The organism is Streptomyces sp. NPDC043812 (assembly GCF_056436245.1).
Genome location: NZ_JBWKCY010000029.1, coordinates 69,361 through 90,909, shown reverse-complemented (window position 1 = coordinate 90,909; position 21,549 = coordinate 69,361). Strand labels below are relative to the sequence as shown.

Sequence of the window (21,549 nt, the reverse complement as noted above, 5' to 3'; positions counted from 1 at the left end):
AAGGGATTCGATGGGGCGGCCGGCCGCTCGTCATCATGGCCGTCACCGGCTGACGTGGCTCGGCTCCTCACAATCGCTGGCGGCTTCCCGGTCGAGGACGTCACTGGGGAGGTACGGCCGGATGCCGTCGAGGATGCGACGTTGCTCGCGGTCGATGTGCTGCTGCCACAGCGACAGAAGCTGCTCGATCCCGGGATCGTCGAGCGACGGGTCGAGTTGACGGATGCCGGCGCGGATACCGGCGGGTTCGTCGACGAGCGTGCCGAGCACGTCGAACACGACGGCATCGATCTCCAGCTCTGACATGGCGGAGGTCTCCTGAACGCGGCAGGGGCGTGAAAGTGGCCCGCCGGCGGCGTGCTGGTGGGCACGGTCGACGGACGCGCATTCGTCAGCACGGCCATCAGCGCGGGCGGTTGCGGCCGGGAGGCGGGTACTTCCTCTCCCGCAACTCGGGCAGCGAGTTTGGCCTGGGAGTCAACGGGGGCAGAAGCCGCCGTTCGGATCACCGGAGGCCGCCCTTCAGGTGATTGCCGGACTTCTGACGAGCCGGCCGCTTTCCCAGGGGTACGACGACTCAGCAGTGATGAATGCGCAACCCCGGTGAGGAGCTCGACGATGTACGCAGCAGTTCGGCGGTACGAAGGGGTGAGCGATCCAGCCGAGGCGGGACGCCTGGTGCAGGAGGGGTTCGTGCCGCTCATGCGGCAGGTCTCCGGCTTCATGGCCTACTACTGGGTCGATGCCGGAGACGGAGTGATGGTCTCGACCAGCGTCTTCCAGGACCGGGCCGGTGCCGAGGAATCGGTGTCGAGGGCGGCAGACTTCGTGCGGGACAACCTTGCGTCATTGCTCCCCAACCCTCCTCAGGTCATGGCCGGAGAGGTCGTGGCTTCCGCGTGAGAGTGTTCGGGCTGGAGCGTGCCTCTCCGATGGGTTGGTCAGTTGATCGGATGTGTCTGTCCGGTTAGTGATCACTGATGCGATGTGGGACCGGATCGAACGGCTGAGGCCCGCCGATCCGGTCCGTGGACGACGGTGGGCCGACCACCGCCGGGCCCTTTGGGCAATCGCGTGGAAGTTGACACCGGTTAAGAGCCGTCGCTGAACAATCAGGTCTCGATCACGCGCACGACCGTCTCACGACCGAATCTGGGCGACAGCCTCTAGTCCGCGGCTGCTCGCTCGGCCGCGCTGCGCTCGACGCAGAACTCGTTGCCTTCGGGGTCGCTCATCGTCGCCCAGCCGGTGCCGTCGGGGCGGCGGTGGTCGGCCACGAGGTTGGCGCCCAGAGCCAGGAGCCGTTCGATCTCTTCGTCCCGCGTACGGTCCTGCGGCTGCAGGTCGAGATGTACACGGTTCTTCACGGAGGCGGCCTTGCGCTCCGGGACCGTGACGAACAGCAGGGTGGCACCCGACGACGTGACAGTCGCTTCCGGGTCGCCCGGGTAGTCGTCGTCGGCCAGTGGAGAATCCAGGGCCTCTGCCCAGAAGCTGCCGAGGCCGTAGGCGTCGGCGCAGTCGATGGTTATGTGTCTCACCAGGGAAGCCATGCGCGTCACTATGTACGTGCAGACCACCGGCTTTCAAACTGGGGGGCTCAATTCACCCCGCCGGGCCAGCACTTGACAGGCTCCGCCGACCTGGAGGGGCAACGAGAACCGTACGGGTGGCCGCAGAGCTGACTGCAGCGCACCGAACGTTGTCGCCGGAATGCCGGGCCGGCCCCGATCGGTCGAACAGACACTCGCACTGGGCTGTGATGGTTCGCCGCTTCTGGTGTCGGCTGAAGGTCGGGTCATGGCGACCTCCGTCCGACTCCCGCTCCGCGGTGCCGTCACCGTGGATCAGGAAACGGACGACTGAGGCGTCATTCTCGGTCGTAACATCGCGGGCTGCCCAGGCGTGCTTATGACAGGACGCACTACGGGGTGCGGACGGAACACGGGAACAGAGGCACATGTCGACCGACGTAGAGTTCGACGCCTTCTACGCCGCCACGGCCAAACGGCTGGTCGCCACGGTCTACGCAATGACCGGGGACCTGGCCGAGGCCGAGGACGCAGTGCAGGAGGCTTATGCACGGGCCTGGCAGAGATGGAGCCGGCTCACACGGGAGGGGGACCCGTTGCCGTGGGTGCGCACCGTGGCATCCCGGCTGGCCATCAGCACCTGGCGGCGTACTCGCAATCGGTTGCGCGCCCAGCTGCGGCACGGCCCTGCGCCGGACGTGCCCGGGCTCTCCGAGGATCGCGTCGCCCTGGTAGCGGCGCTGCGCGAGCTGAGCCCGGACCAGAGGCGGGCGGTGGTGCTGCACCACCTGCTCGATCTGCCGGTGGAACAGGTGGCGCGCGAAACGGGTGCGTCGAGCGGCGCCGTACGAACCAGGCTCAGCAGGGCGCGCAAACTGCTCGGCGCCCAGCTCACGAGTATCGAGGCATGCGACGAGGGGGTTGTCACCAATGGCTGACGTCGAGGAAATGCTGGACGGCGTTCCGGTGCGGCTTGCGCCCGCACAGGCCGTACGTGCCCGTGGCGAGCGCCGCCGGGCGCGGCAGAGGGTGGGCATGGCCGCAGTCGTGGTGGTCGTCGCGACGGCAGTGGGTATCGGCTCGTGGACGGATCCGACGCCGGGGCCGCGCGGATCGCAGGTGGCCGCTCAGGGCGAGAACCCGTTCATGTCGCACGGGGTGGTGCAGCATCTGAAGCCCTCGGATCTCCCGAGGAACGCGGACCTGCACTGGAAAATCGACAACGAGCTCTCCGGCAGCGATGCGTCGCCGGCACTGCCGGAGGCCGGGCTGGGGCAGGTGTGCAACGGCCGGCCCGGTGGCATCGAGGAACCCGACCAGCAGTTCACCAGCACCTACACAGGTAAGGGCGATGCCAAGGCCCGGTACCGCGTCGCTCAGTACGCGACCTCTGAACAGGCCCTCGACGCGATCCGCGGACTCGGTCAGACACTGAGCGACTGCGGTCTGAAGGAGCGCAAGGACGGCGGCTACAGCGGCAGGACCAACGGCAACGGCCCCTTGCTCGACGTCGACGTGCGGCGCTGGGGAGCATGGGTCGGGGTGGTTGAGGCGCAGTACAGCCCGACATCCTGACGTGCAAGGACAACTTCGGTGGCGAAGGGAAACGCGGGGAACAGGCGGACGGCTCGGTAACCGCGCGACCGAGCCCTGCCCGGGACTCGGCTCGGAAGGACGGGCCCTCACGGTCCGGCAGACGGACGGCCACGTCATGGGTGGCGATCCGTCTCGCCGGCAGCCGGGGGCGCACGCCATACGTGCTGCGAGGTCGGGATTGGCGCCGGCCCACTGCAGGGAACGGCGCGACCGCCACCGCCGACTCGGGTTCGGCGGGGCGGTCATCCGGGAGCAAGTCCGGGGCCTCGGCCGTACGCGCGCAGCTCTCCACCGCTTCAGCGTCTCGATCGAGGCCCCACCCCTTCGGGCCACAACCGCGCGCTCAGCTGCCGGCAGCGCCGAACCACTCGGGCAGCCGGCTGAGGAGATCCTGCTGATCCTCACCGACCCACGCCACATGGCCGTCCGGCCGCAACAGCACCGCGGGCACGTCCAGTTCCTCGCTGACGTCGACGACGTGGTCGACCCGATCTGCCCAGCCCGCCACCGAGAGCCGGCCCGTCTGGTCGAGCAGCAACCCGCGGCCGCCGTGCATCAGTTCGTAGAGGCGCCCCCGCTTGAGCTCCACGTTCCGCAGCCGCCGGCCGAGCAGTTCATGCCCCTCGCCGAAGTCGTAGCGGACCCCGATCGCGGTGATCTTCTCGGTCAGGTACCGGTTCACCTCCTCGAAGTCCATCAGCTCCGACACCAGCCGGCGCACTGCCTGAGGACCCGGCTCGAGGGACATCAGCGTCATCTGTGCGCGGGTGTTGTCCAGCACGTCGGCGGCCACCGGGCGCCGTTCGATGTGGTAGCTGTCCAGCAGCCCCTCCGGTGCCCAGCCGTTGACCTCGGCGGCCAGTTTCCAGCCGAGGTTGAACGCGTCCTGGACGCCGAGGTTGAGCCCCTGCCCACCGGTCGGCGGGTGGATGTGCGCCGCGTCGCCGGCCAGCAGCACCCGGCCGGTCCGGTAGCGCTCGGCCAGCCGGGTGGCGTCGCCGAAGCGGGAGAGCCAGCGTGGTGAGTGCACGCCGAAGTCGGTCCCGGCGGTCACCTGCAGCTGCTGCTTGACCTCCTCGAGGGTCGGCGGGACCGTGCGGTCCTCGGCCACCCCCTCGGCGGGCACGACAATGCGGTACACCCCGTCCCCGAGGGGCATGGCGCCGAACCGAAATTGGGTCTTGCGGACTTCGGCCATCACGGCGGCCAGCGTCTCCGGCGGCACGGCCACCTCCATCTCGCCCAGCAGCGTCTCGACCCTTGAGGGCTCACCGGGGAAGCCCACGCCGAGCAACTTGCGCACCGTGCTGCGGCCGCCGTCGCAGCCGACGAGGTAGCGCGAGCGCAACTGCGTGCCGTCGGCCAGCTCGACGGTCACCCCGTCCTCGTCCTGGCTCAGCCCGACGAGTTCGCAGCCGCGCCGGATCTCGACGCCGAGTTCGGTGGCGTGCTCGGTCAGCAGGCGGTCGGTGGCCGGCTGCGGGATGCCGAGGACGTACGGATGTGCGGTGTCCAGCCGGTCCGGCGACGGCTTGGGGATTCCGGCGAAGAAACCACCGACCGGGTGCTGCCGGCCGAGCGCGAGGAACCGCTCCAGCAGACCGCGCTGGTCCATCACCTCGATGCTGCGCGCGTGCAGGCCGAGCGCGCGGACAACCCTGGTCGGCTCCGTCGCCTTCTCCAGCACGACCGCATGCACGCCGTGCAGCCGCAACTCGCCGGCCAGCATCAAGCCGGTCGGTCCGCCACCGGCAACGATCACGTCGATCATGAAAAGACCCCCCATTTGATCAAGGTTGCATTTCGGCCAGCTGCTCCGCTCCGTCCGCCGGCGCGCACACCCGCACCTGCGCGCCGAGTGCCTGCAATCGCACCGTGAGTCCCACCGGCGGTTCGACGTCCCGCGAGACCGATACGTCGACAGAGGCACACGTACTTCGCGAATCCCCGATTTCCGCAGACGCTGGCTTCGACCGGAGATTCTGCAGTACGACCAGGGTCTTGCCGCAAGGCCCCCCGTGCGCTATACGTTGAGAGTGGCAAGGAGCGGGTGACCTCCTTGCCTTTGCTTTGTCGTCCGCTGTGGACGGACACCCTCCTCCCGAAGCGGCGACGCGCCGGCTGCGGCCGCACCGCTGACGGGACCAGCGTCACCATTCGCCGGGGGACCCGCCTTCTCCGCTCCCGGAGCCCGTCGCTGACCTGATGATGTGGCCCTGCCTCGGCTGCCCCGGCCGCCGCGAGATCCCCAACTCGTCGCCCGAGGTACGGTCTTCATGTGATCTACCTGATTGGCGGCCCGCCGCGGGTGGGCAAGAGCACCCTCGCGTGGATGTTGCTGGACCGAGAGGGCCTCCCGGGATGCCCGACCGACGCTCTGGTGTCGATGCTGCAGCGCGCTGCGCCGGAGCACGGCGTGCGGCATGGTACGCATCCGGACAAGGCAGTGCCTGCCCAGACGTTCCTCGTCGAGTTCATCCGTGCAGCTGCGGAGGCTCTCGACGACTCCGATCCCCAGGATGGCTATGTGGTCGAGGGCGACATCGTCACGCCGGCGGCGGCCACGGCCGCCGCCGATCTCGGGTTGCCTCTGACCTCCGTATTCCTCGGAAATACGAAGCTGACCCCCGAAAACCTGCGGGCCGCCCCGGACTGGCTCGAGGGAGCCGATGACGCCACCTACCGGGAGATCGCCGCGTGGGTCAGGGACCAGAGCACTGCCCTGCGTGAAGCGTGTGCGGCCAGCGGCCATGTCTACGTCGAGTTGGGGACCGGCCACACACAGGGCCTCGAGCGGGCTTACACCACACTGGTCGAGAGGACCTGACCCGCTGCCGATGACAGGCCGGGCCCATCGCGTGATGCGTTGGCCGGCGAGGCGTCGCAGCTCGTTCATGTCACTGTTCTCGTCGGCGAGTTCGATGAGACTCGTTCCGTAGAGCCCGAGGAAGATGCCGCCCGGCGTGTTGAGGTCGTCGTTGTACAAGTGGAAGGCGCGGAGAGGAACCTGAGCTGCCGCCGCACAACAACTGCGGCCACGCCCATGTGGGGTGCGAGCAGAGTCTGCTCGCACCCCACAGCCGCCGAAACTCGCCGTGAGACAGCGGCTCCAAACAGTGTCTGCGTTCAGTTTCCGGTTGTGGTGAGATGCGGCGAGCGATCCCTGCGCGCGCTGAGCGGGACAGGTGCGCGCACTGTCTCGGTGGTCGGTTCCTGCGGATCGCGCAGGAGGTCCACCAAAGTGGCTCGGGCTCGGGCCACGCGAGAACGGACTGTGCCGATGGGGCAGCCGAGGGCGTCCGCCGCGTCCGCATACGGCAGGCCGAGCATCTGGGTCAGTACGAACGCTTCACGGCGTTCCGTTGGGACGGTCGCCAGCAGTTCGGCCAGAGCAACTCCCTCTTCGAAGCCCGGTGTTCGCGGCTGGTGCCTTTCCATCACCCTCTGCCAGTCGTCACGGTCGGAGAGCCGGGGGCGGGCGGCCGCATGCCGGAGACTGTCGACGACGGTGCGCCGAGCGATGGACAGCAGCCATGTCCGTGCGGAGGAGCGCCCTTCGAAGCGGTGGAGGCTTCCCAACGCGCGCAGGAATGTCTCCTGGGTGAGGTCGTCGGCTGCCTGCGGATCCGCGCTGAGATAGGCGACGTAACGCCAGATGTCGCGGTGCAGGGCACGGACGAAGCACTCCACCGCGCGCGCGTCGCCACTCCGGGCGGAGAGCGCGACGCGGGTGATCTCCTCATCCGGCACGGCTGGAGTCCGGCCGGACGATTCGGGCGCGTGTCGGTGAGGGCGTGCGAGGGCAGGGGGCATCGCCAGATGTCCTTCGAGTGTCGGTTTCCGACGCGCGCGGGGCGGCCGGTGAACGGTACGGCCTGCCGGATGGCATGACCGATGCCCGAGGCGCGGCTGAAGGCGCGCGTCGGGGTGCCGGCTGTCAGATGACAGCGATCCCGACAGGTGGTCCCCGTGTGTCACAGGATGAGGCGAGCAGGAGGCGCCGAAGGGGCACGGCGGTGCGCCTGCGGCGCACGCGCGTACGTGGTGCGCCGAGGGGTGGTGCGAGACGGACGACGAGGCGGAGGGGTGCCGACAGCCAGCCGGCGATCGCGCGGAGGGCACGGAAGGCGGTGCGTTCGCCGTGCGCGAGCCACAGTCCGCACAGCAGGGCTGCGATGAGGTGTGCTGCCGGCATGCCGACAGGCGACATGCCGGCCATGTCGTGACCGCCCCACATCGCGCCGTGGGCGAGATGTTCAGCGGTCTGGTGCGAGTGGCCGAGGGCGGACGACATGCCGTCGACGTCGTGGGATGTGGCCGCGGAACCCTGTCCCACGGCCCCGTGGCCGTCCGCCATCGGTGCGGACGGCATCCGGCAGAGCAGGTGGTCGGCCCACTGGCCGAGGAGTGATTGCCCCGGAGGCCGGGGCCAGGTCAGGGCCTGAGACAGCGAGAAGGCCGAGTGGAGGCCGGCCTGGACCGCCACGGTGGCCGTCGTCACCGCGCCCGTGGTGCGTTCGCGACCGGCGAGGGTCCATGCGACCGTCCCGGTCACGGCTAACGCGATGGCCAGGCCGGGCCAGGCGACGGGCGCGCCTGACATGAGGATGTGGCCGACGGCCGCGAGCAGCACACAGGTGGCCGCGAAGGTCGCGGCCCTCACTGCTCGGCAACATCGGCCTGAAGTCATGGCGGGCTCATCCTCGCACTCCTCTGCGGGGGCGGTGGAGGTTGGTACGGAAATCAGCGACCGGCCCCCTCATTCCACCTGGTGTGGCCCACGCCACAACTCGGCCTGGGAACTGGCAGGTTGACGCGTACGACTCCTGATCGCGGGCCGACGTCCGCGCGGCGGGAGCGAGGAGGCGGGCGTGAGGCAGCAGACGGCCCGGGCGGGCTCGGACGGCGGAGCGGTCGGTCCCGCCAGCAGTCGTTCCTTGACAGCCCTGCTCACATCGGCGATGGCGTTGTCCATGTTCCAGCTTTTCCTCCTCGGCGCCTTCGGGCCCCGGCTCACGGACGAGTTGGGCATCTCTCCTGTGGTGCTGGGGCTGACGACGACCCTTGGCTTCGGGACTGCTGCGGTGCTGTCGCCGCTGAGCGGCCGGTTGGTCGACCGCATCGGTCCACGCCGGGCGCTTGTCGCGCTGGCGCTGCTGACCGCGGTCGCGCTGGCTCTGATCGCCTCGGCTCCCGGGGCGGGATTGCTGCTGGGAGCCGTTGCGTTGGGCGGACTGCCGCAGGCGATGGCGAACCCTGCGACGAACAAGGCGATCATCGCGGCCGTGCCGCCGACCGCACGGGGTGCGGTGACGGGATGGAAGCAGTCAGGCGTTCAGTTGGGAGCATTCGCGGCAGGTCTGCCGTTCGCCGCGATCGCGGCCACGCTCGGGTGGCGGGGGGCGGTGTGGACGGCCTCGGCGGTGGCTGTCGGCGTCGCGATCTGGGCGGCGCGGCTCCTGCCCCAGGACAGTGTGGCGCCGCCCGCGGCCGGGCGCGCGTCGCTCGTTCCGCACGGGCATGTGGCGTGGCTGGCGGCATTCTCCCTGTTCCTGGGGGCGGGTATCGCGTCGGTGAACACCTATGTGTCGTTGTTCGGCGACCGCCGGCTCGGGATGGGGCCGACCGCTGCCGCCGCCCTCGTCGCCGTTCTGGGAGTCGCCGGCATCGCCGGCCGCGTGGGCTGGTCGAAGGCCGCACGGCCGGGGCGTGCCGAGTGGCTTCCCTCGGTGCTTGCTGTTGGCGCGGTCGGCGCCGCGCTGCTTCTGGCCGCCTCGGCGCGAGCTGCGTGGCTGGTGTGGGCGGCGGCCGTAGTCTTCGGCGTCTTCGCCGTCGCCGGCAACGCGGTCTCCATGGTGCTGGTGGTCCAACGGGCCTCCCCGGGCCGGGCGGGTCAGGACTCCGCGCTGGTCGCGGCCGGGTTCTTCGCCGGATTCGCGGTCGGACCGCCGCTGTTCGGCCTCCTCGCGCAGAGCGACCGCTATCCGGTCGGCTGGCTGCTCGTGGCCGCCGAGTTCACACTTGCTGCCGCCGTGGCGTGCCTGTGGGCCGTACGCGGCCGCAGCACCGGCGGAACGCGAAGGTGAGTGCGACCCCGTCCGGCTGGGCAGACGCCGCTCTGGACTCTGTGCTGGAACGCGTGGCGGTCACCCGTGCCGTGGTGGGATCGCGCTTCCCGCTGTACGCCGACCCCTGCACGGGGAGCTGGACCACGACCCGGCGCGGATCGTGGACCGGCGGATTCTGGGCGGGGCTGCTGTGGTTGAGGGCCCGCAGGACAGGCAGCGACGACGACCGGTCCGCTGCTGCCGCGTGCACCAGCGCACTCGCGGGCTGGGCGGATGCCGACACGGTGACCCGCGGTCTGATTCTCTGGTACGGCACCGCGCTCGCCGAACCGGGCACGGGCGCGGCGGAGTTGCGCGATCGTGCGGCTCGCGCCTGCCGTGCGGCGTTCGACAGCGAACTGGTGCTGGTGCCGTGGGGTGCCGCTCTCGGCGGCGAGCGGTTGCAGGCTCGTGCGGACGGGCTGCCCGGCATGCTGCAACTCCTCGTCCGTGCGGGGCCCGAGGGTGTCGTGGCAGCTGCCGGGCATCTTCGCAGCCATCTGGACCTGTGCCTGGCCGGCGGCCCTGGTGCGCGGATCCATCCGGCCTGGCGCTTCGGCGATCAGGGTTGCGGGTGGCAGCAGTGCGAGGACCCCGGTCCCGGATGGAGCCGGGGACACGCCTGGCTGTTCCTCGGCGTCGCCGACGCCGTGCTCCACCCGCAGATCGCCGGGGAAGAGCAGGAGTCGCTGGTGTCGGCTGCCTCACGGCTCGCCGACGCGCTTCTCGACGGACCGCCCGTACCGCGCGCCGACGCCACGCACCCGGAGGGGCCGGTCGACACCTCCGCGGCGGCGATCGGGGCCGTTGCCCTGCTCAAACTGGCCCGTGCCCGCGTACCGGGCGCCGGGCGGTACGAGGAACGGGCCGTGGCGGTCCTGCACAGCCTGACGACCTCGCACCTGTCCTCGGCGGGGGATGGCCGCCCTCCCGGAATGCTGCTGGACGGCTGTTACGACGCGGGCCGTGGCCTTGCGGTGCAACACGAGCTGATCTGGGGGGACTTCTTCCTCGCTCTGGGCCTGGCCCAGCTCGTCGGGCTGGTCGGCGTCAGCGAGGTGTAACGGCTCCCTCCGCCGCTCCGGCGCCGTCCCCGTAGCTGCGCAGGACCCGGCGGGCGACCGCGGTGATATGGAGCTCGTCGGGGCCGTCGAGGATGCGGGCCGCCCGTCCGACGCGGAACAGCGCGGGCAGCGCGGTGTCCGGGCCGAGCCCGGCGGCGCCGTGGACCTGGACGGCCGCGTCGGTGACCTGCTGGAGCATCCGGGCCGCGGCGACCTTCGCGAGGCCGACCTCCGTACGCGCGTCCCGTCCCGCGTCGACGAGAGCAACCGCCTCGTGCACGAGCGGCCGGGTGGTGCGCAGGGCGAGGAGCGCGTCGAACACGTGCTGCTGGACCAACTGGTGTGCGGCGAACGGGCCGCGAGAACCGATGCGGCCGACCGCCCGCTCACACATGAGGTCGAACGCCCGCTGGGCCTGGCCGAGCCACCGCAACGCACGCAGGGTGCGGCCGAGCTGAAGGCGCTCGCCGGCGACGGCCAGTCCGTGCCCCGGTGTCCCGAGGAGGTGGCCCGGGGGCACAGGGACATCGTCCAGTTCGATCTCCCCCTGGCCGGCCGCCCCGAGGACGGGTACCTCCCGCACGAAGCGGAATCCGGGTGCGTCGGTGGGGACCAGGAGCAGCGACAGCCCGTCGCGGTCACCCGGGCTGCCGCTCGTGCGCGCCAGGACGGTGACCAGATCCGCGTGCGCGGCCCCGGAGACGAACCACTTGCGGCCGCTGACCCGCCAGCCGCCGTCCGGGGACGGCTCGGCACGCGTCCGCGTGAGCAGCGGGTCGGTTCCGGGGACGTCGGGCTCGGTCATCGCATAGCTGCTGGACAGCTCCCCGGCCACCAGGCGTCGCAGATACCTGTCGCGGACCGCCGTGCCGGCGTGCCGGGCCAGCATCCCCGCGTCGAGGAGGGACGCCGAGCCGAGGGCCGCCGGGCCGTGGTCGCTCGCTCCCTCGGCTTCCGCCACCGCAGCGTACTGGCGCAGAGTCATCCCCCCGCCTCCCAGCTCCGTCGGAAGCGGAAGCGCCCACAGGCCGGCCTCCCTCGCCTCTCGGCGCAGTTCCCCGAGTGTGCTGCGAGCAGCGGGGCCGCCGGCGTCCAACTCGCCTTCCTTCGGGACGACTCGTGCGCGGACGAACTCCTCGACCCGCGCCCGAATGTGCTCCCCCTCCTTGTGGGCGGGTCCGGCGATGTGCGGGGACGTGGTCATGGCTTCTCTCCGGTCTGCCGGGAACTCCCGGCCACTGCGGTCCGACTGTCTGTTCCGTGGAACGGGTCGGGTGCGAGACCCGCACAGTTCCCGCAGTCGACACAACCTCGGGCGCTGCCACCGCCGCGCCGGGAGAGGAGAGGCATGGCGTCACCAGTCACCACGAGGACGGACCGGCCACTCGCATCACTCACCTTCGAGCCGTCAGGCCCGCCGCCGATCGCGCGGGTCGTCACGGACCACCTGCGGATGCTCGGCGCCGACTGCGGCGACCTTCGCGCTGCGGACGCCGGCGGGAGTGCACTGTCCGGCGGCGGTTTCGCCCCGGTCGGCGTCCTCACAGCATGGTCCGGGGCGGGAAGCTGCCTCACCGACGAGGCCACCGTGCAGGCGGCGACCGGAGTGATGGCCGTACACGGCCGCCGCGACGGCGCACCGCACGGCCTCGCCGCCGACTACGTCGCCACGGCCACCGGCCTGCTCACCGTGCAGGGGCTGCTTGCCGCCCTCGTCACACAGGCCCGGGGCGGCGCTGTCAGCCAGGTCTCCACCCGCGCCGATCTCGCCGGGTTGCTCGCGGTCTCCCAGTACCTCGCCGCCGCCGGGGCGGAGGAGGCCGAGGCGGCCGAACTGGCGCCCGGCGGCCCCCCGTTCACCTCGGCCGACGGGACCCTGTTCGAACTGGAGACACTCGACCCGGCCGCCTGGGCCCGGTTCTGGCGAGCCCTCGACGCCCCCAACGACGCGATACGAACAGGGTGGCTGCCCTTCCAGTTCCGCTACGCCACAGCGTGCGCGCCGTTCCCCGACGTCCTCCAACGCACTACGCGGCGGCACACGTTCGACACCATCACACGTGCGGCATCGCAGGCGGGGGCCGACGTGTGCCGTCTGCGCAGCCTGCGCGAGCGGGCTGAGGAGCACGACGGCGCCGCCCCGCTCTCGCTCTCTCCCCTGGGGCCCGGCCGGCCGGCCCGCACAGAGTCGGCCGGCCCGGGCGGACCACTGGCCGGAATCACCGTGCTGGAGGCCGGTCGGCGAATCCAGGCTCCGCTCGCCGCCCACCTGCTCGGGCTCCTCGGCGCCGACATCGTGCGCATCGAGCCGCCGGGCGGTGACCCGCTGCGCGGCATGCCGCCCGCCTGCTCAGGAGTCTCCGCGCGCTGGCTGGCCCTCAACCGCGGCAAGAAGTCCGTGGAGATCGACATCAAGGATCCGGGGGACCGGGACCGCTTGCGGGAGATGAGCGCAGAGGCGCACGTGTTCCTGCACAACTGGGCCCCCTGCACCGCGGCTCGCCTCGGCCTCGACGCGGACGACCTGGCGACGGCCAATCCGGCGCTGGTGTACGCGTACACGGGCGGCTGGGGCGACCGGATCGACGGCGCCCCGATGGGCACGGACTTCATGGTCCAGGCCCGCACCGGTGTCGGCGAGGCCGTCCGCCCCGAGGGCCAGTCACCTGCCCCCAGCCTGATGACGCTTCTGGACGTCCTGGGCGGACTGCTCGGCACGGAGGCGGTACTCGCCGCTCTGCTGCTGCGGGAACGTTCCTGCCACGGCGTGCGCGTCGACTCCTCCCTGCTCGGCGCGGCAGACATCCTGACCGGCCCCGCTCTGTCCCGCGCGGCCCGCGGGCAGAACCCCCGGCAGCCGGTGGGCTTCCGTCGGCCTCTGCCGACGGTTGACGGCTGGATCGCGCCGAGCGACGCCTGCGCCTCGGCGGCGGCAGCGTTCGACCTGACCGACCTGTCCACCGACGACGCCCTGCGCCGACTGCGTGACAGCGGGATGGCGGCCACCGCTGTCACCACCGACCTGTCCCGGCTCCACGACGACCCGCGCTTCTCCGGCTCGATCAGCCGCGACGCGCACGGAGCCCCTGCCGTTCCCGACCCCTGGAGCTTCGCATGACCCTCGCCCTGCACGACCTGCTGCCCGCCGGACTCCGTGAGTCCTGGGTCCTCGACGGCACCTGCCCGGACCTCGATCTCTACAGCCTCTACCGTGCCCGGCAGATCGCCGACGTGCACCGGACCGCCGTCGTGGATGCCATGGGCAAGCTCTGCTACACCGCGCTGGACCGCAAGGTCCGATGTCTGGCCACGGGGCTCAGAGACCTCGGCACAGTCCCCGGCGATGTCGTCGCCGTCCAGCTTCCCAACAACCGCAACGCCGTCATCGCCGACCTCGCCCTCGCCGCCCTGGGAGCCGTCGCCCTGCCGTTCCCCATCGGCCGCGGCAGCCTCGAAGCCGAATGCCTGCTGCGCCGGTCCGAGGCCGTCGCCGTCATCGCCGCCGCAGAGCACCGCGGTGCGCATCCGGCCGCCGATCTCCAGGCGCGCCGGACCGCGCTGCCCGCGCTGCGGCACGTCATCGCCGCCGGACCGGGCACGGTACCCGAGGGAACGATTCCGCTGTCGCAGCTCACCCGCACCGACGCGTGCGGCTTCACCCCGGCCCGGCCCGATCCCGACAGTGCGGCCCGGATCCTTGTCTCCTCCGGCTCCGAAGCCGAGCCGAAGATGGTCGCCTACTCCCACAACGCGCTGGCCGGTGGACGGGGCAACTTCCTCGCGTCACTCCTCCCCGACAGCGCCCCGCCGCGTTGCCTGTTCCTGGTGCCGCTGGGCTCAGCCTTCGGCTCGAACGGCACGGCGGTCACCCTCGCCAGGCACGGCGGCACCCTCGTCCTGCTCGACCACTTCACACCCGAAGCAGCCCTCGCAGCCGTACGGGAACACGAGCCGACCCACGTCCTCGGCGTCCCCACCATGATCCGCATGATGCTCGACCGGCTGGAGCAGGAAGGTGGCACACTCCCCGCGCCGACCGCGCTCGTCCTCGGCGGCGCGTCCCTCGACGAGGCGACGGCGCAGGCCGCGGCAAAGGCGTTCGGTTGCCCGGTCGTCAATCTCTACGGCTCCGCCGACGGCGTCAACTGCCACACCGGGCTGGACAACCCGACCCCACCCACCGACGCCTCCGGAGTCGTCGCCGGCCGTCCCGACCCCCGCGTCGCCGACATCCGCATCACCCACCCCGACACGCAGGAAGCACTCCCCGACGGCCGGATCGGCGAGATCACTGCCCGCGGACCCATGACACCGCTGTGCTACGTCGGCTCGCCCGAACTCGACGCCCGCTACCGCACACCGGACGGCTGGGTACGCACAGGCGACCTCGGCTACCTCGACGACGACCGGATCCTGCACGTCGTCGGACGGCTGAAGGACGTCGTCATACGTGGCGGCGCGAACATCAGCCCTGCGGAGGTCGAACGGGAACTGCGCTCCCACCCGCAGGTGCGGGACGTGGTGTGCGTCGGGATTCCCGATCCCCTCATGGGAGAACGCCTGGCCGCGTGCGTGGTGACGCGCGGCGCCGACGCACCGACCCTCGATTCCCTGACCGGCCACCTGGACAACCGCGGGCTGGAGAAGCACAAGCATCCGGAACGCCTGCTCGTGGTGGCCGAGCTTCCCCTGACCCCGGCCGGCAAGCCCGACCGCGCCGGCCTGCGCGAGGGCCTGACGGCTGCGCACACGCACCAGAAGCCGACCGCGCAGCCCCCGCTCGCCCACGCCGGACGACCCATCGGGGACCGTGCCCGGGCAGGCGCGGCTTCTACCACCACCGACAGGAGAGCTTCGTGAACCGCAGGAACCTGCTCCGCGCCTCGACCGCACTCGGTGCCGCGGGCGCAGTAGCCGGCGTTGCCGCCACCGCCTCCGCGGCGGCTCCGAAGGCAGGCCGTCCGCGCACCGGACCACTGCGCGTCCACATCGTGATGTTCGACGGCGTGGAGGAACTCGACTTCGCCGCCCCGTTCGAGGTCTTCTCCGCGGCCGGTCTCTTCACGGACCGCGACGTCGAGGTCCGCTATGTCAGCGCCACCGCCCCCGGCACCGTCCGGGCGTCCTATGGGACCGAGGTCCGCGTCGAGCACGGCTGGGCCCCGCGTGACGCGGACGTTCTCGTGGTCCCGGGCGGCGGGTACGCCCGCCGCGACAGCCCCGGCGTCTGGGCCGAGATCCGGCGCGGCACCCTCCCGAAGGCCCTGGCGCACGCCCGGCGGCGCGGGCTCACCATCAGCGCGGTGTGCACCGGAGCGATGATCCTGTCCGCCGCGGGACTGACCAAGGACCGCCCGTGCACCACGCACCACAGGGCCCGGGGCGACCTGGAAAGTCAGGGAGGCGTCGTCAAGAACGCCCGCGTCGTCGACGACGGCGACCTTGTCACCGCGGGCGGCATCACCTCCGGCCTCGACCTGGCGCTGTGGCTCGTACGCCGCGAACTCGGCGCGGACAGCGCGAGCGGCATCGAGACCATGCTGGAGTACGAAGCGCGCGGCACCGTCTGGGAGCCTGACAGGCGACAGTGAACGCCTCGGCCGGGCGTGAGGCAGACAACTCCTCACGCCCGGCGGCGGAGCCTGGCTTCAGCCGGCGCTCATGGCCGTCTTCAGCACCTCCGCGGCATTGCGGTACACCGCCAGCAGGTCGAGGTCGTCACCCGGGTAGTTCACGATCTTTATCTGCGTGGCACCGGAGTCCGGCAGAACGGTCCCGGTCGACATGTGGGCGTTGTCCACCACCAGTGCGGGCTTCTTCGCAGACAGCTCCGACAGCTGTGCCGGCGTGACCGCCTCGGGCCCGAAGGTGCCGACCGAGGTGGCACCTGCCATGCTCGCCGCCCAGGCGGTGAAGACCTGGCTGACGGCGTTCGGGCTCTTGCCGCCGGGCCAGGCGGACTTCAGGTCCTTGCCAAGGGCGGCGTACTCGGTGCCGAATGTCGTGTTCCACGCGCGCGCACTGTCCTCGGTGCCGAACTTCTGCGCCAAGCGCACGACTTCGGCCTTCACCTTGGCCGCGTCGTTGTCCAGGCCCACCTCGACGAGCTCGGCCTTCGATCCCGCGGCCTCCTTGATCTTCTCCGCGTACGGCTCGAAGGGCGCGTAGAGCACGAAGTCGGCCTCGGCGACGGCGGCCAGGTCCGAGGGCTTCGGGTCGTAGTCGGGGGCGTGGTGCACGGACTGCGGGACGATGACCTCGATGTCCTCCGCTCCGGCGGCTTTGGCGAAGGCACCCTCCCAGGTCGTGGTGACCACCACCTTCGGGCCGGTCTGCGCCTTGTCCTCCGGCTTCGCGGCCGTGGAGTCGTCGGTGCCGCAGCCGGTGACCAGCACCAGGGCAGTGCTCAGTGCGAGGAGGGCAGGGATACGGACGCGGGTGCGCGCCATGAGCGGTTTCTCCGTTCGGGTATGAGATGGACCCCGAGGACGACGGTCCCCGCGGTCAGGACGAGGACCGGGCCGGGAGGCCAGTCCAGCCAAAGGGCCACAAGGAACCCCGTGAGATTGACGGCGACGCCGATCGTCACCGCCCACACGGTCATCGACGTCAGCGACGCCCCCAGGCGGCGCGCCGCGAGCGCGGGCAGCAGGGTGAGGGCGTCGACCAGCAGAGCACCGGTGAGTTTGATCGCCCCGGCGACGGACACCGCCACCAGGACCAGAAGCACGAGGGTCAGGGCACGTACGGGAACGCCAGAGCACTGCGCAAGTTCACGGTCGTGGAGCAGCAACGCGAGGTCACGCCGGCGCCAGCAGAACAGGGCCGGAACCGTCACCGCCAGCGCGCCGAGAACGATCAGGTCTGCGGTCCCGACGGACAGGATCGAGCCCCACAGCAGCGCGAACGCGCCCGAAGCGTTGACTCCGGAGACGGCGAGCACAAGCAGCGCCGCCGCGATCGCGAGGCTCATCAACAGGCCCATCGCGCCGGAGAGACCGCTCGGCGTGCGTGCGAGCGGTGCGACGCCTGCGCCTGCCATGGCACAGGTGACCAGTGCGCACACCATGGGGTCCAGACCGGTCAGCAGGCCGACCGCCACACCGAGCAGGGCGACGTGCATCATGGCGAACCGCACCGGCATGATGTCGAGTCCGACGATCACGACGCCGACGACCGGCAGCCCGATCGCCGCCAGCAACAGGGCAACCCCCGCCCGCTGCACAGGTACCAGTTCCAGCAGGGCGCCGACGTCGGCGGCGACGGTGGTCACCGCGCCTCCCGCAGCTGACCGGCGGCCATCTCCAGCACGCGGTCGCACCGCTGGGCCAGGGCCCGGTCGTGCGTCACGACCACCAGCGTCACCGGCAGACCCGTGAGCACGTCGGCTGCCTCGTCCTGACCGGCGAAGTCCAGCGCCGCGGTGGGCTCGTCCGCCAGCAGCACCTGTGCACCGGACGCGACGCAACCGAGGGCCCGGGCCAGGTACATCCGTTGCAACTGGCCGCCGGAGAGAGTGTCGAGCGGGCGGTCGAGCATGTCGCCCACTCCCAGCCGTCCGGCCGCCTCCGCCGCCTTCCGCTGTGCCCCACTGCTTGCCAGGAGCTCGCGGCCGAGGAGGGGGAACCGGCCTGTGGCCGGCTTCTGCGGGATCCACGCACAGGCACGTCGCCGCCATGCCCACTCGGCGGTGGACCGCGTGCCGCGGCCGCCGACCAGGACCGTGCCGCTCACCTGCCGGTGCAGGCCGAGCACTGCACGCAGCAGCGTGGACTTGCCCGAGCCGTTGGTCCCGGTCAGCGCAACCCGCTCGCCCGCGGCAATCTCCAGATCGACGCCGCTCACCGCCTCCACGCGGCCGTGCCGGCACTTCACCTCGTGTATGCGCACGTCCAGCCCGCCCATCACACATCCCTCCGCGTTCCGCCCGGGCGGGAATCGATGCCCGCTCACGCGGCAGTAGTCGGGCAGCGAGGGGCGGGAGTTCCCGCGGGTTCGCAAAGGCTCCCCGTGCCGTTGACGGTCCGGCGCATGCCGACGTCGGCGACTGGCCCACTCAGGCCACGTGCGACTGCGACGCGATGCCGTACCCCGCTTCGGTGATGGCAGCCCGCAGTCGCACGTCTTCCATGTCCGTCCCGCGCACGAGGACGGCGCCGCTCGCCAGGTCGACGTCGACATCGCTGACGCCGGGCACTTCGGTGAGTTCCCCAGTGATCGTCGCGACGCAATGTCCGCAGCTCATACCAGTGACCGTGTAGCGCTTCTCGTTCATCCTCGGCTCCTCGTGTCCGGCTCTCCCCGAAGGGCGGGGAGAGCGTGTCCATGCGGCGCGGACCGGGCGTACGCCGTGGAACCAGCCCGCCGCGTACACGTGGTCGCTGGGCACAGCGGCGGCGTTCCCCGGCATCACCCTCACGGTGAGGCGATGTGAATCACTGCTGCTGCTGGGAACTTCGGAGCCTCGGTCGACGACAACTTTCCCGTCCCGGGCCGTGTGCGCGGCCCGCGTCGAGACTGTGGAGGCTCGGTCAGGTGGACCAGACAACAGCACCCGCACGCCGGCAGGCACTCGCCCGCTTCCTGCCGCCTTCAACCCTGTGCGGCTTTCTCCTGCTCCTCGCCCTGGTCTTCGCCGGCGCCTACGCGGTGGGCTCGGCTGTGGGTCCGGTCTCCCCGGTTCGGCACGGTCCAGGGACCACGGGCAGTTCGTCCGGTGAGGAGAGCGGTACGGACATGCCCATGGACCACGGAGGCGAGCACGAGTGAGCACAGACTCGGCCCCTGCGGCACTCGTCACCCACCTCACCGTCTCCGGCATGACCTGCGCCGCGTGCGTCAGACGGGTCGAGCGCAAGCTCGGCAAACTGGACGGCGTCACAGCCGAGGTGAACCTGGCCACCGAGCGCGCCCGCGTCAGTCACCCGCCGCACGTCACCCCCAGTGAGTTGGTGGCAGCGGTCGAGGCTGCGGGCTACACGGCGCAACTGCCCCCGCCACAGTCCGCGGAGAAGCCCGTACGAGCGGAAGACATCCAGGAGGGCGGCGCCGACCGGGAACGTGAGCGCCTCGTCGTCACCGCCCTGCTGTCCCTGCCGGTGCTCCTGCTCTCCATGGTCCCTGCCCTGCAGTTCCGTAACTGGCAGTGGCTGTGCTTCGCCCTGGCCGCGCCTGTCGCCGCGTGGGGGGCCTGGCCCTTCCACCAGCGGGCGCTACGCGGACTGCGTCATTCGAGCGCGACGATGGACACGCTGGTCTCCCTCGGCGTGGCGGCTTCGTTCTGCTGGTCGGCGTACGCGCTGTTCCTGGGCGGGGCCGGCGCGCCGGACATGCGTATGCCGTTCACCCTGGTCCCCTCGTCCGACGGCATGGCCCACGTCTATCTCGAAGCCGCCGTGGGGGTACCGCTCTTCGTCCTGGTGGGACGCTTCCTGGAGGACCGGGCGCGACAAGGGACCGGCGCCGCGCTGCGCTCGCTCGCACAGCTCGCGGCGAAAGAGGTGTCCGTCCGCCGCGACGGGTGCGACATGCTGCTGCCGATCGAACAGCTCCGTATCGGAGACGTGTTCGCGGTATGTCCCGGTGAACGCGTTGCCACCGACGGCGAGGTGGTCGAGGGCAGCTCGGCCGTGGACCTGTCCCTCGTCACGGGCGAAGCCGATCCCGTCGAGGTCGGCCTCGGAACGAAGGTGACCGGCGGAGCGGTCAACGAGGGCGGTCTGCTGCTCGTCAAAGCGACAGCGGTCGGCGCCGACACCCAACTCGCGCGTATCACGCAGCTCGTGACGGATGCACAGGCAGGCAAGGCCCGTTCCCAGAGGCTGGCCGACTCCGTCGCCGGAGTCTTCGTCCCGGTCGTCCTCACACTCGCCGCCGCAGTGCTCGGCTTCTGGCTCGGCGCGGGCGCCGACCCGCAGCCCGCGATCACGGCGGCCGTGGCCGTACTGGTCGTCGCCTGCCCGTGTGCCCTGGGACTCGCGACACCGACCGCGCTGATGGCGGCCACCGGGCGGGGCGCCCGTCTGGGCGTCCTCGTGAGCGGTCCCCAGGCACTCGAAGGGCTTCAACACGTCGACACTGTGGTGCTCGACAAGACCGGCACCCTGACCTCCGGGCACATGAGCGTCGGCCGGATCACGGAGGTACCCGGCGGGCTCGGCGCCGAAGAGACATTGCGTCTCGCGGGGGCGGTCGAGCAGGGCTCGGAGCATCCGCTGGGGCGAGCAATCACCGCCCACGCCCGTCGCGAAGCAGGGGAGAGACCTCTGCCCCCCGTACTCGACTTCCGCGCGCAAGCGGGGCGCGGCGTGAGCGGACGCGTCGACGGTCACACCGTCGAGGTGCTCACGCCCGACAGCGCGGACCTGACAGCGTCTCTGGAAACAGCGTTGGCGGCAGCGGAGGAGTCGGCCCGCACCGCGGTGCTGGTCCGTGTTGACAGCACCGCCGAGGCACTCGTCGAGGTGGCCGATCTGGTACGTCCTGGCAGCTATCGGGCCGTGGACGGGCTACGCCGGCTCGGCGTCCGGCCGGTGCTGGCCACCGGCGACCACTCGGCGGCCGCGCGGGCCGTCGCCGAGGACTTGGGCATCGAAGAGGTACATGCGCGCTGCTCCCCGGAAGACAAAGCCGAACTCGTACGAAGGCTCCGGGCCGAGGGGCACCGCGTCGCCGTCGTCGGCGATGGCGTCAACGACGCCGCCGCGCTTGCAGGCGCGGACCTGGGCATCGCGATGGGCACAGGAACCGACGTCGCCATCGGCGCCGCCGACGTCACCCTCGTGCGCGGGGACATCGAGGCGCTCCCGGACGCGGTGCGGCTGGCTCGCCGCACCCTTGCCACCATCCGCGTCAATCTGGTCTGGGCCTTCGGCTACAACGCACTCACCATGCCGCTCGCCATGGTGGGGCTGCTCAACCCCATGGTTGCTGCGGTCGCCATGTCCGCGAGCTCCGTACTCGTGGTGGCCAACAGCCTCCGCCTCCGCTCCTGGCAGGCGAAATCCTCGCGTCGCCCCGGACGCGAGCGGCGGCGCGGGAACCGCTGAAAAGAGCTGCGATCACGCACCATGCTGACCGGCGAGCTCCTGGCATCACAGAGCATCGGTGCGGGCTGGAACGAACCTCTCAAGCATCCCGGACCGGCATCAGCCGACGTCAGGAAAGACAGCAGCAGCTCCAGCGCGTGTCACGGCATTTGCCACGCACCCAGCGCGCACCGAAGGTGCTGAGCCGCTGACCTGCGCATTC

General features: G+C 71.1%; 20 protein-coding genes and 2 pseudogenes. 12 read left to right on the top strand and 10 right to left on the bottom strand.

Annotation, left to right across the window (positions count from 1 at the left end; all coding sequences use genetic code 11):
* Positions 1–78: 78 nt before the first annotated feature.
* Positions 79–306, bottom strand: a pseudogene (locus tag AC067Z_RS32400) (haloacid dehalogenase type II); the annotation flags it as partial.
* A 312-nt stretch (positions 307–618) separates the two neighbouring features.
* On the opposite strand from AC067Z_RS32400, the gene AC067Z_RS32395 reads away from it, so the two are divergent.
* Both AC067Z_RS32395 and AC067Z_RS32390 read left to right on the top strand, forming a co-directional pair.
* Positions 619–903 (top strand): hypothetical protein, encoded by a 285-nt coding sequence (locus AC067Z_RS32395; protein WP_478793213.1) that lies wholly within the window; start codon positions 619–621, stop codon positions 901–903.
* 52 nt (positions 904–955) lie between these two features.
* Positions 956–1,081 (top strand): annotated as a pseudogene (locus tag AC067Z_RS32390) (IS5/IS1182 family transposase); the annotation flags it as partial.
* Positions 1,082–1,166: 85 nt separating this feature from the next.
* On the opposite strand, the gene AC067Z_RS32385 reads toward AC067Z_RS32390, so the two are convergent.
* On the bottom strand, positions 1,167–1,553 hold the full coding sequence (locus AC067Z_RS32385; RefSeq protein WP_478793212.1) for a VOC family protein: 387 nt from the start codon (positions 1,551–1,553) through the stop codon (positions 1,167–1,169).
* Positions 1,554–1,960: 407 nt separating this feature from the next.
* Here AC067Z_RS32385 and AC067Z_RS32380 point away from each other — a divergent pair, with 407 nt between their 5' ends.
* Both AC067Z_RS32380 and AC067Z_RS32375 read left to right on the top strand, forming a co-directional pair.
* Entirely contained in the window at positions 1,961–2,470 is a 510-nt protein-coding gene (locus AC067Z_RS32380; protein WP_478793211.1) for a SigE family RNA polymerase sigma factor, read from the top strand.
* The gene (locus tag AC067Z_RS32375) at positions 2,463–3,107 is read left to right on the top strand and encodes a hypothetical protein (protein ID WP_478793210.1); all 645 of its coding nucleotides are present in this window, start codon (positions 2,463–2,465) and stop codon (positions 3,105–3,107) included. Before AC067Z_RS32380 ends, AC067Z_RS32375 begins: the two co-directional genes overlap by 8 nt.
* Positions 3,108–3,471: 364 nt before the next feature.
* Here the strand turns inward: AC067Z_RS32375 and rox are convergent, their stop codons facing one another.
* Positions 3,472–4,899, bottom strand: coding sequence for a rifampin monooxygenase (gene rox, locus AC067Z_RS32370; RefSeq protein WP_478793226.1), 1,428 nt, complete (start codon positions 4,897–4,899; stop codon positions 3,472–3,474).
* A gap of 507 nt (positions 4,900–5,406) precedes the next feature.
* On the opposite strand from rox, the gene AC067Z_RS32365 reads away from it, so the two are divergent.
* The gene (locus AC067Z_RS32365; RefSeq protein ID WP_478793209.1) at positions 5,407–5,955 is read left to right on the top strand and encodes a hypothetical protein; all 549 of its coding nucleotides are present in this window, start codon (positions 5,407–5,409) and stop codon (positions 5,953–5,955) included.
* Between the two features lie 299 nt (positions 5,956–6,254).
* Here the strand turns inward: AC067Z_RS32365 and AC067Z_RS32360 are convergent, their stop codons facing one another.
* Positions 6,255–6,941 carry a sigma-70 family RNA polymerase sigma factor gene (locus AC067Z_RS32360; RefSeq protein WP_478793208.1) on the bottom strand — a complete coding sequence of 229 codons (687 nt, stop codon included), beginning with the start codon at positions 6,939–6,941 and terminating at the stop codon, positions 6,255–6,257.
* Between the two features lie 124 nt (positions 6,942–7,065).
* Complete coding sequence (locus tag AC067Z_RS32355; RefSeq protein WP_478793207.1) at positions 7,066–7,791, bottom strand: hypothetical protein; 726 nt, start codon at positions 7,789–7,791, stop codon at positions 7,066–7,068.
* 298 nt (positions 7,792–8,089) lie between these two features.
* On the opposite strand from AC067Z_RS32355, the gene AC067Z_RS32350 reads away from it, so the two are divergent.
* Both AC067Z_RS32350 and AC067Z_RS32345 read left to right on the top strand, forming a co-directional pair.
* Positions 8,090–9,214, top strand: a complete 1,125-nt coding sequence (locus AC067Z_RS32350; RefSeq protein ID WP_478793225.1) for an MFS transporter — start codon at positions 8,090–8,092, stop codon at positions 9,212–9,214.
* Positions 9,211–10,299, top strand: a complete 1,089-nt coding sequence (locus AC067Z_RS32345) for a sugar ABC transporter permease (protein WP_478793206.1) — start codon at positions 9,211–9,213, stop codon at positions 10,297–10,299. The genes AC067Z_RS32350 and AC067Z_RS32345 overlap by 4 nt, the downstream gene beginning before the upstream one ends.
* On the opposite strand, the gene AC067Z_RS32340 is transcribed toward AC067Z_RS32345, so the two are convergent.
* Complete coding sequence (locus AC067Z_RS32340) at positions 10,286–11,503, bottom strand: acyl-CoA dehydrogenase family protein (RefSeq protein ID WP_478793205.1); 1,218 nt, start codon at positions 11,501–11,503, stop codon at positions 10,286–10,288. The two genes, AC067Z_RS32345 and AC067Z_RS32340, sit on opposite strands and share 14 nt — an antisense overlap.
* A 144-nt stretch (positions 11,504–11,647) precedes the next feature.
* Between AC067Z_RS32340 and AC067Z_RS32335 the strand changes: the two genes are divergently transcribed.
* Genes AC067Z_RS32335 through AC067Z_RS32325 form a run of 3 tightly spaced genes read left to right on the top strand, consistent with a single transcriptional unit; the run spans position 11,648 to position 15,890 of the window.
* Positions 11,648–13,417, top strand: coding sequence for a CoA transferase (locus tag AC067Z_RS32335; RefSeq protein WP_478793204.1), 1,770 nt, complete (start codon positions 11,648–11,650; stop codon positions 13,415–13,417).
* The gene (locus AC067Z_RS32330) at positions 13,414–15,159 is read left to right on the top strand and encodes a class I adenylate-forming enzyme family protein (protein WP_478793203.1); all 1,746 of its coding nucleotides are present in this window, start codon (positions 13,414–13,416) and stop codon (positions 15,157–15,159) included. The genes AC067Z_RS32335 and AC067Z_RS32330 overlap by 4 nt, the downstream gene beginning before the upstream one ends.
* Positions 15,156–15,890 (top strand): DJ-1/PfpI family protein, encoded by a 735-nt coding sequence (locus AC067Z_RS32325; protein ID WP_478793202.1) that lies wholly within the window; start codon positions 15,156–15,158, stop codon positions 15,888–15,890. Before AC067Z_RS32330 ends, AC067Z_RS32325 begins: the two co-directional genes overlap by 4 nt.
* Before the next feature lie 57 nt (positions 15,891–15,947).
* Here AC067Z_RS32325 and AC067Z_RS32320 read toward each other — a convergent pair whose 3' ends face one another.
* The 4 genes from AC067Z_RS32320 to AC067Z_RS32305 form a co-directional block, all read right to left on the bottom strand.
* On the bottom strand, positions 15,948–16,748 hold the full coding sequence (locus AC067Z_RS32320; RefSeq protein WP_478793201.1) for a metal ABC transporter solute-binding protein, Zn/Mn family: 801 nt from the start codon (positions 16,746–16,748) through the stop codon (positions 15,948–15,950).
* Entirely contained in the window at positions 16,706–17,572 is an 867-nt protein-coding gene (locus AC067Z_RS32315) for a metal ABC transporter permease (RefSeq protein WP_478793200.1), read from the bottom strand. The genes AC067Z_RS32320 and AC067Z_RS32315 overlap by 43 nt, the downstream gene beginning before the upstream one ends.
* Entirely contained in the window at positions 17,569–18,204 is a 636-nt protein-coding gene (locus tag AC067Z_RS32310; protein ID WP_478793199.1) for a metal ABC transporter ATP-binding protein, read from the bottom strand. The genes AC067Z_RS32315 and AC067Z_RS32310 overlap by 4 nt, the downstream gene beginning before the upstream one ends.
* Positions 18,205–18,355: 151 nt before the next feature.
* Positions 18,356–18,574, bottom strand: coding sequence for a heavy-metal-associated domain-containing protein (locus tag AC067Z_RS32305; RefSeq protein ID WP_478793198.1), 219 nt, complete (start codon positions 18,572–18,574; stop codon positions 18,356–18,358).
* Between the two features lie 260 nt (positions 18,575–18,834).
* On the opposite strand from AC067Z_RS32305, the gene AC067Z_RS32300 reads away from it, so the two are divergent.
* A complete protein-coding gene (locus AC067Z_RS32300) occupies positions 18,835–19,068 on the top strand; it encodes a hypothetical protein (protein ID WP_478793197.1) in 234 nt (77 codons plus the stop codon).
* A 50-nt stretch (positions 19,069–19,118) separates the two neighbouring features.
* Positions 19,119–21,347: a heavy metal translocating P-type ATPase gene (locus AC067Z_RS32295; protein ID WP_478793224.1), complete on the top strand. Its 2,229-nt coding sequence runs from the start codon at positions 19,119–19,121 to the stop codon at positions 21,345–21,347.
* The last annotated feature ends 202 nt before the right edge of the window (positions 21,348–21,549 follow it).

Excerpts from the sequence above, each read along its gene's own strand:
- AC067Z_RS32395 (WP_478793213.1), top strand. The coding sequence starts at position 619 with ATGTACGCAGCAGTTCGGCGGTACGAAGGGGTGAGCGATCCAGCCGAG.
- AC067Z_RS32385 (WP_478793212.1), bottom strand. The coding sequence starts at position 1,553 with ATGGCTTCCCTGGTGAGACACATAACCATCGACTGCGCCGACGCCTAC.
- AC067Z_RS32380 (WP_478793211.1), top strand. The coding sequence starts at position 1,961 with ATGTCGACCGACGTAGAGTTCGACGCCTTCTACGCCGCCACGGCCAAA.
- AC067Z_RS32375 (WP_478793210.1), top strand. The coding sequence starts at position 2,463 with ATGGCTGACGTCGAGGAAATGCTGGACGGCGTTCCGGTGCGGCTTGCG.
- rox (WP_478793226.1), bottom strand. The coding sequence starts at position 4,899 with ATGATCGACGTGATCGTTGCCGGTGGCGGACCGACCGGCTTGATGCTG.
- AC067Z_RS32360 (WP_478793208.1), bottom strand. The coding sequence starts at position 6,941 with ATGCCCCCTGCCCTCGCACGCCCTCACCGACACGCGCCCGAATCGTCC.
- AC067Z_RS32350 (WP_478793225.1), top strand. The coding sequence starts at position 8,090 with ATGGCGTTGTCCATGTTCCAGCTTTTCCTCCTCGGCGCCTTCGGGCCC.
- AC067Z_RS32340 (WP_478793205.1), bottom strand. The coding sequence starts at position 11,503 with ATGACCACGTCCCCGCACATCGCCGGACCCGCCCACAAGGAGGGGGAG.
- AC067Z_RS32335 (WP_478793204.1), top strand. The coding sequence starts at position 11,648 with ATGGCGTCACCAGTCACCACGAGGACGGACCGGCCACTCGCATCACTC.
- AC067Z_RS32330 (WP_478793203.1), top strand. The coding sequence starts at position 13,414 with ATGACCCTCGCCCTGCACGACCTGCTGCCCGCCGGACTCCGTGAGTCC.
- AC067Z_RS32320 (WP_478793201.1), bottom strand. The coding sequence starts at position 16,748 with ATGGCGCGCACCCGCGTCCGTATCCCTGCCCTCCTCGCACTGAGCACT.
- AC067Z_RS32310 (WP_478793199.1), bottom strand. The coding sequence starts at position 18,204 with ATGGGCGGGCTGGACGTGCGCATACACGAGGTGAAGTGCCGGCACGGC.
- AC067Z_RS32305 (WP_478793198.1), bottom strand. The coding sequence starts at position 18,574 with ATGAACGAGAAGCGCTACACGGTCACTGGTATGAGCTGCGGACATTGC.
- AC067Z_RS32295 (WP_478793224.1), top strand. The coding sequence starts at position 19,119 with ATGACCTGCGCCGCGTGCGTCAGACGGGTCGAGCGCAAGCTCGGCAAA.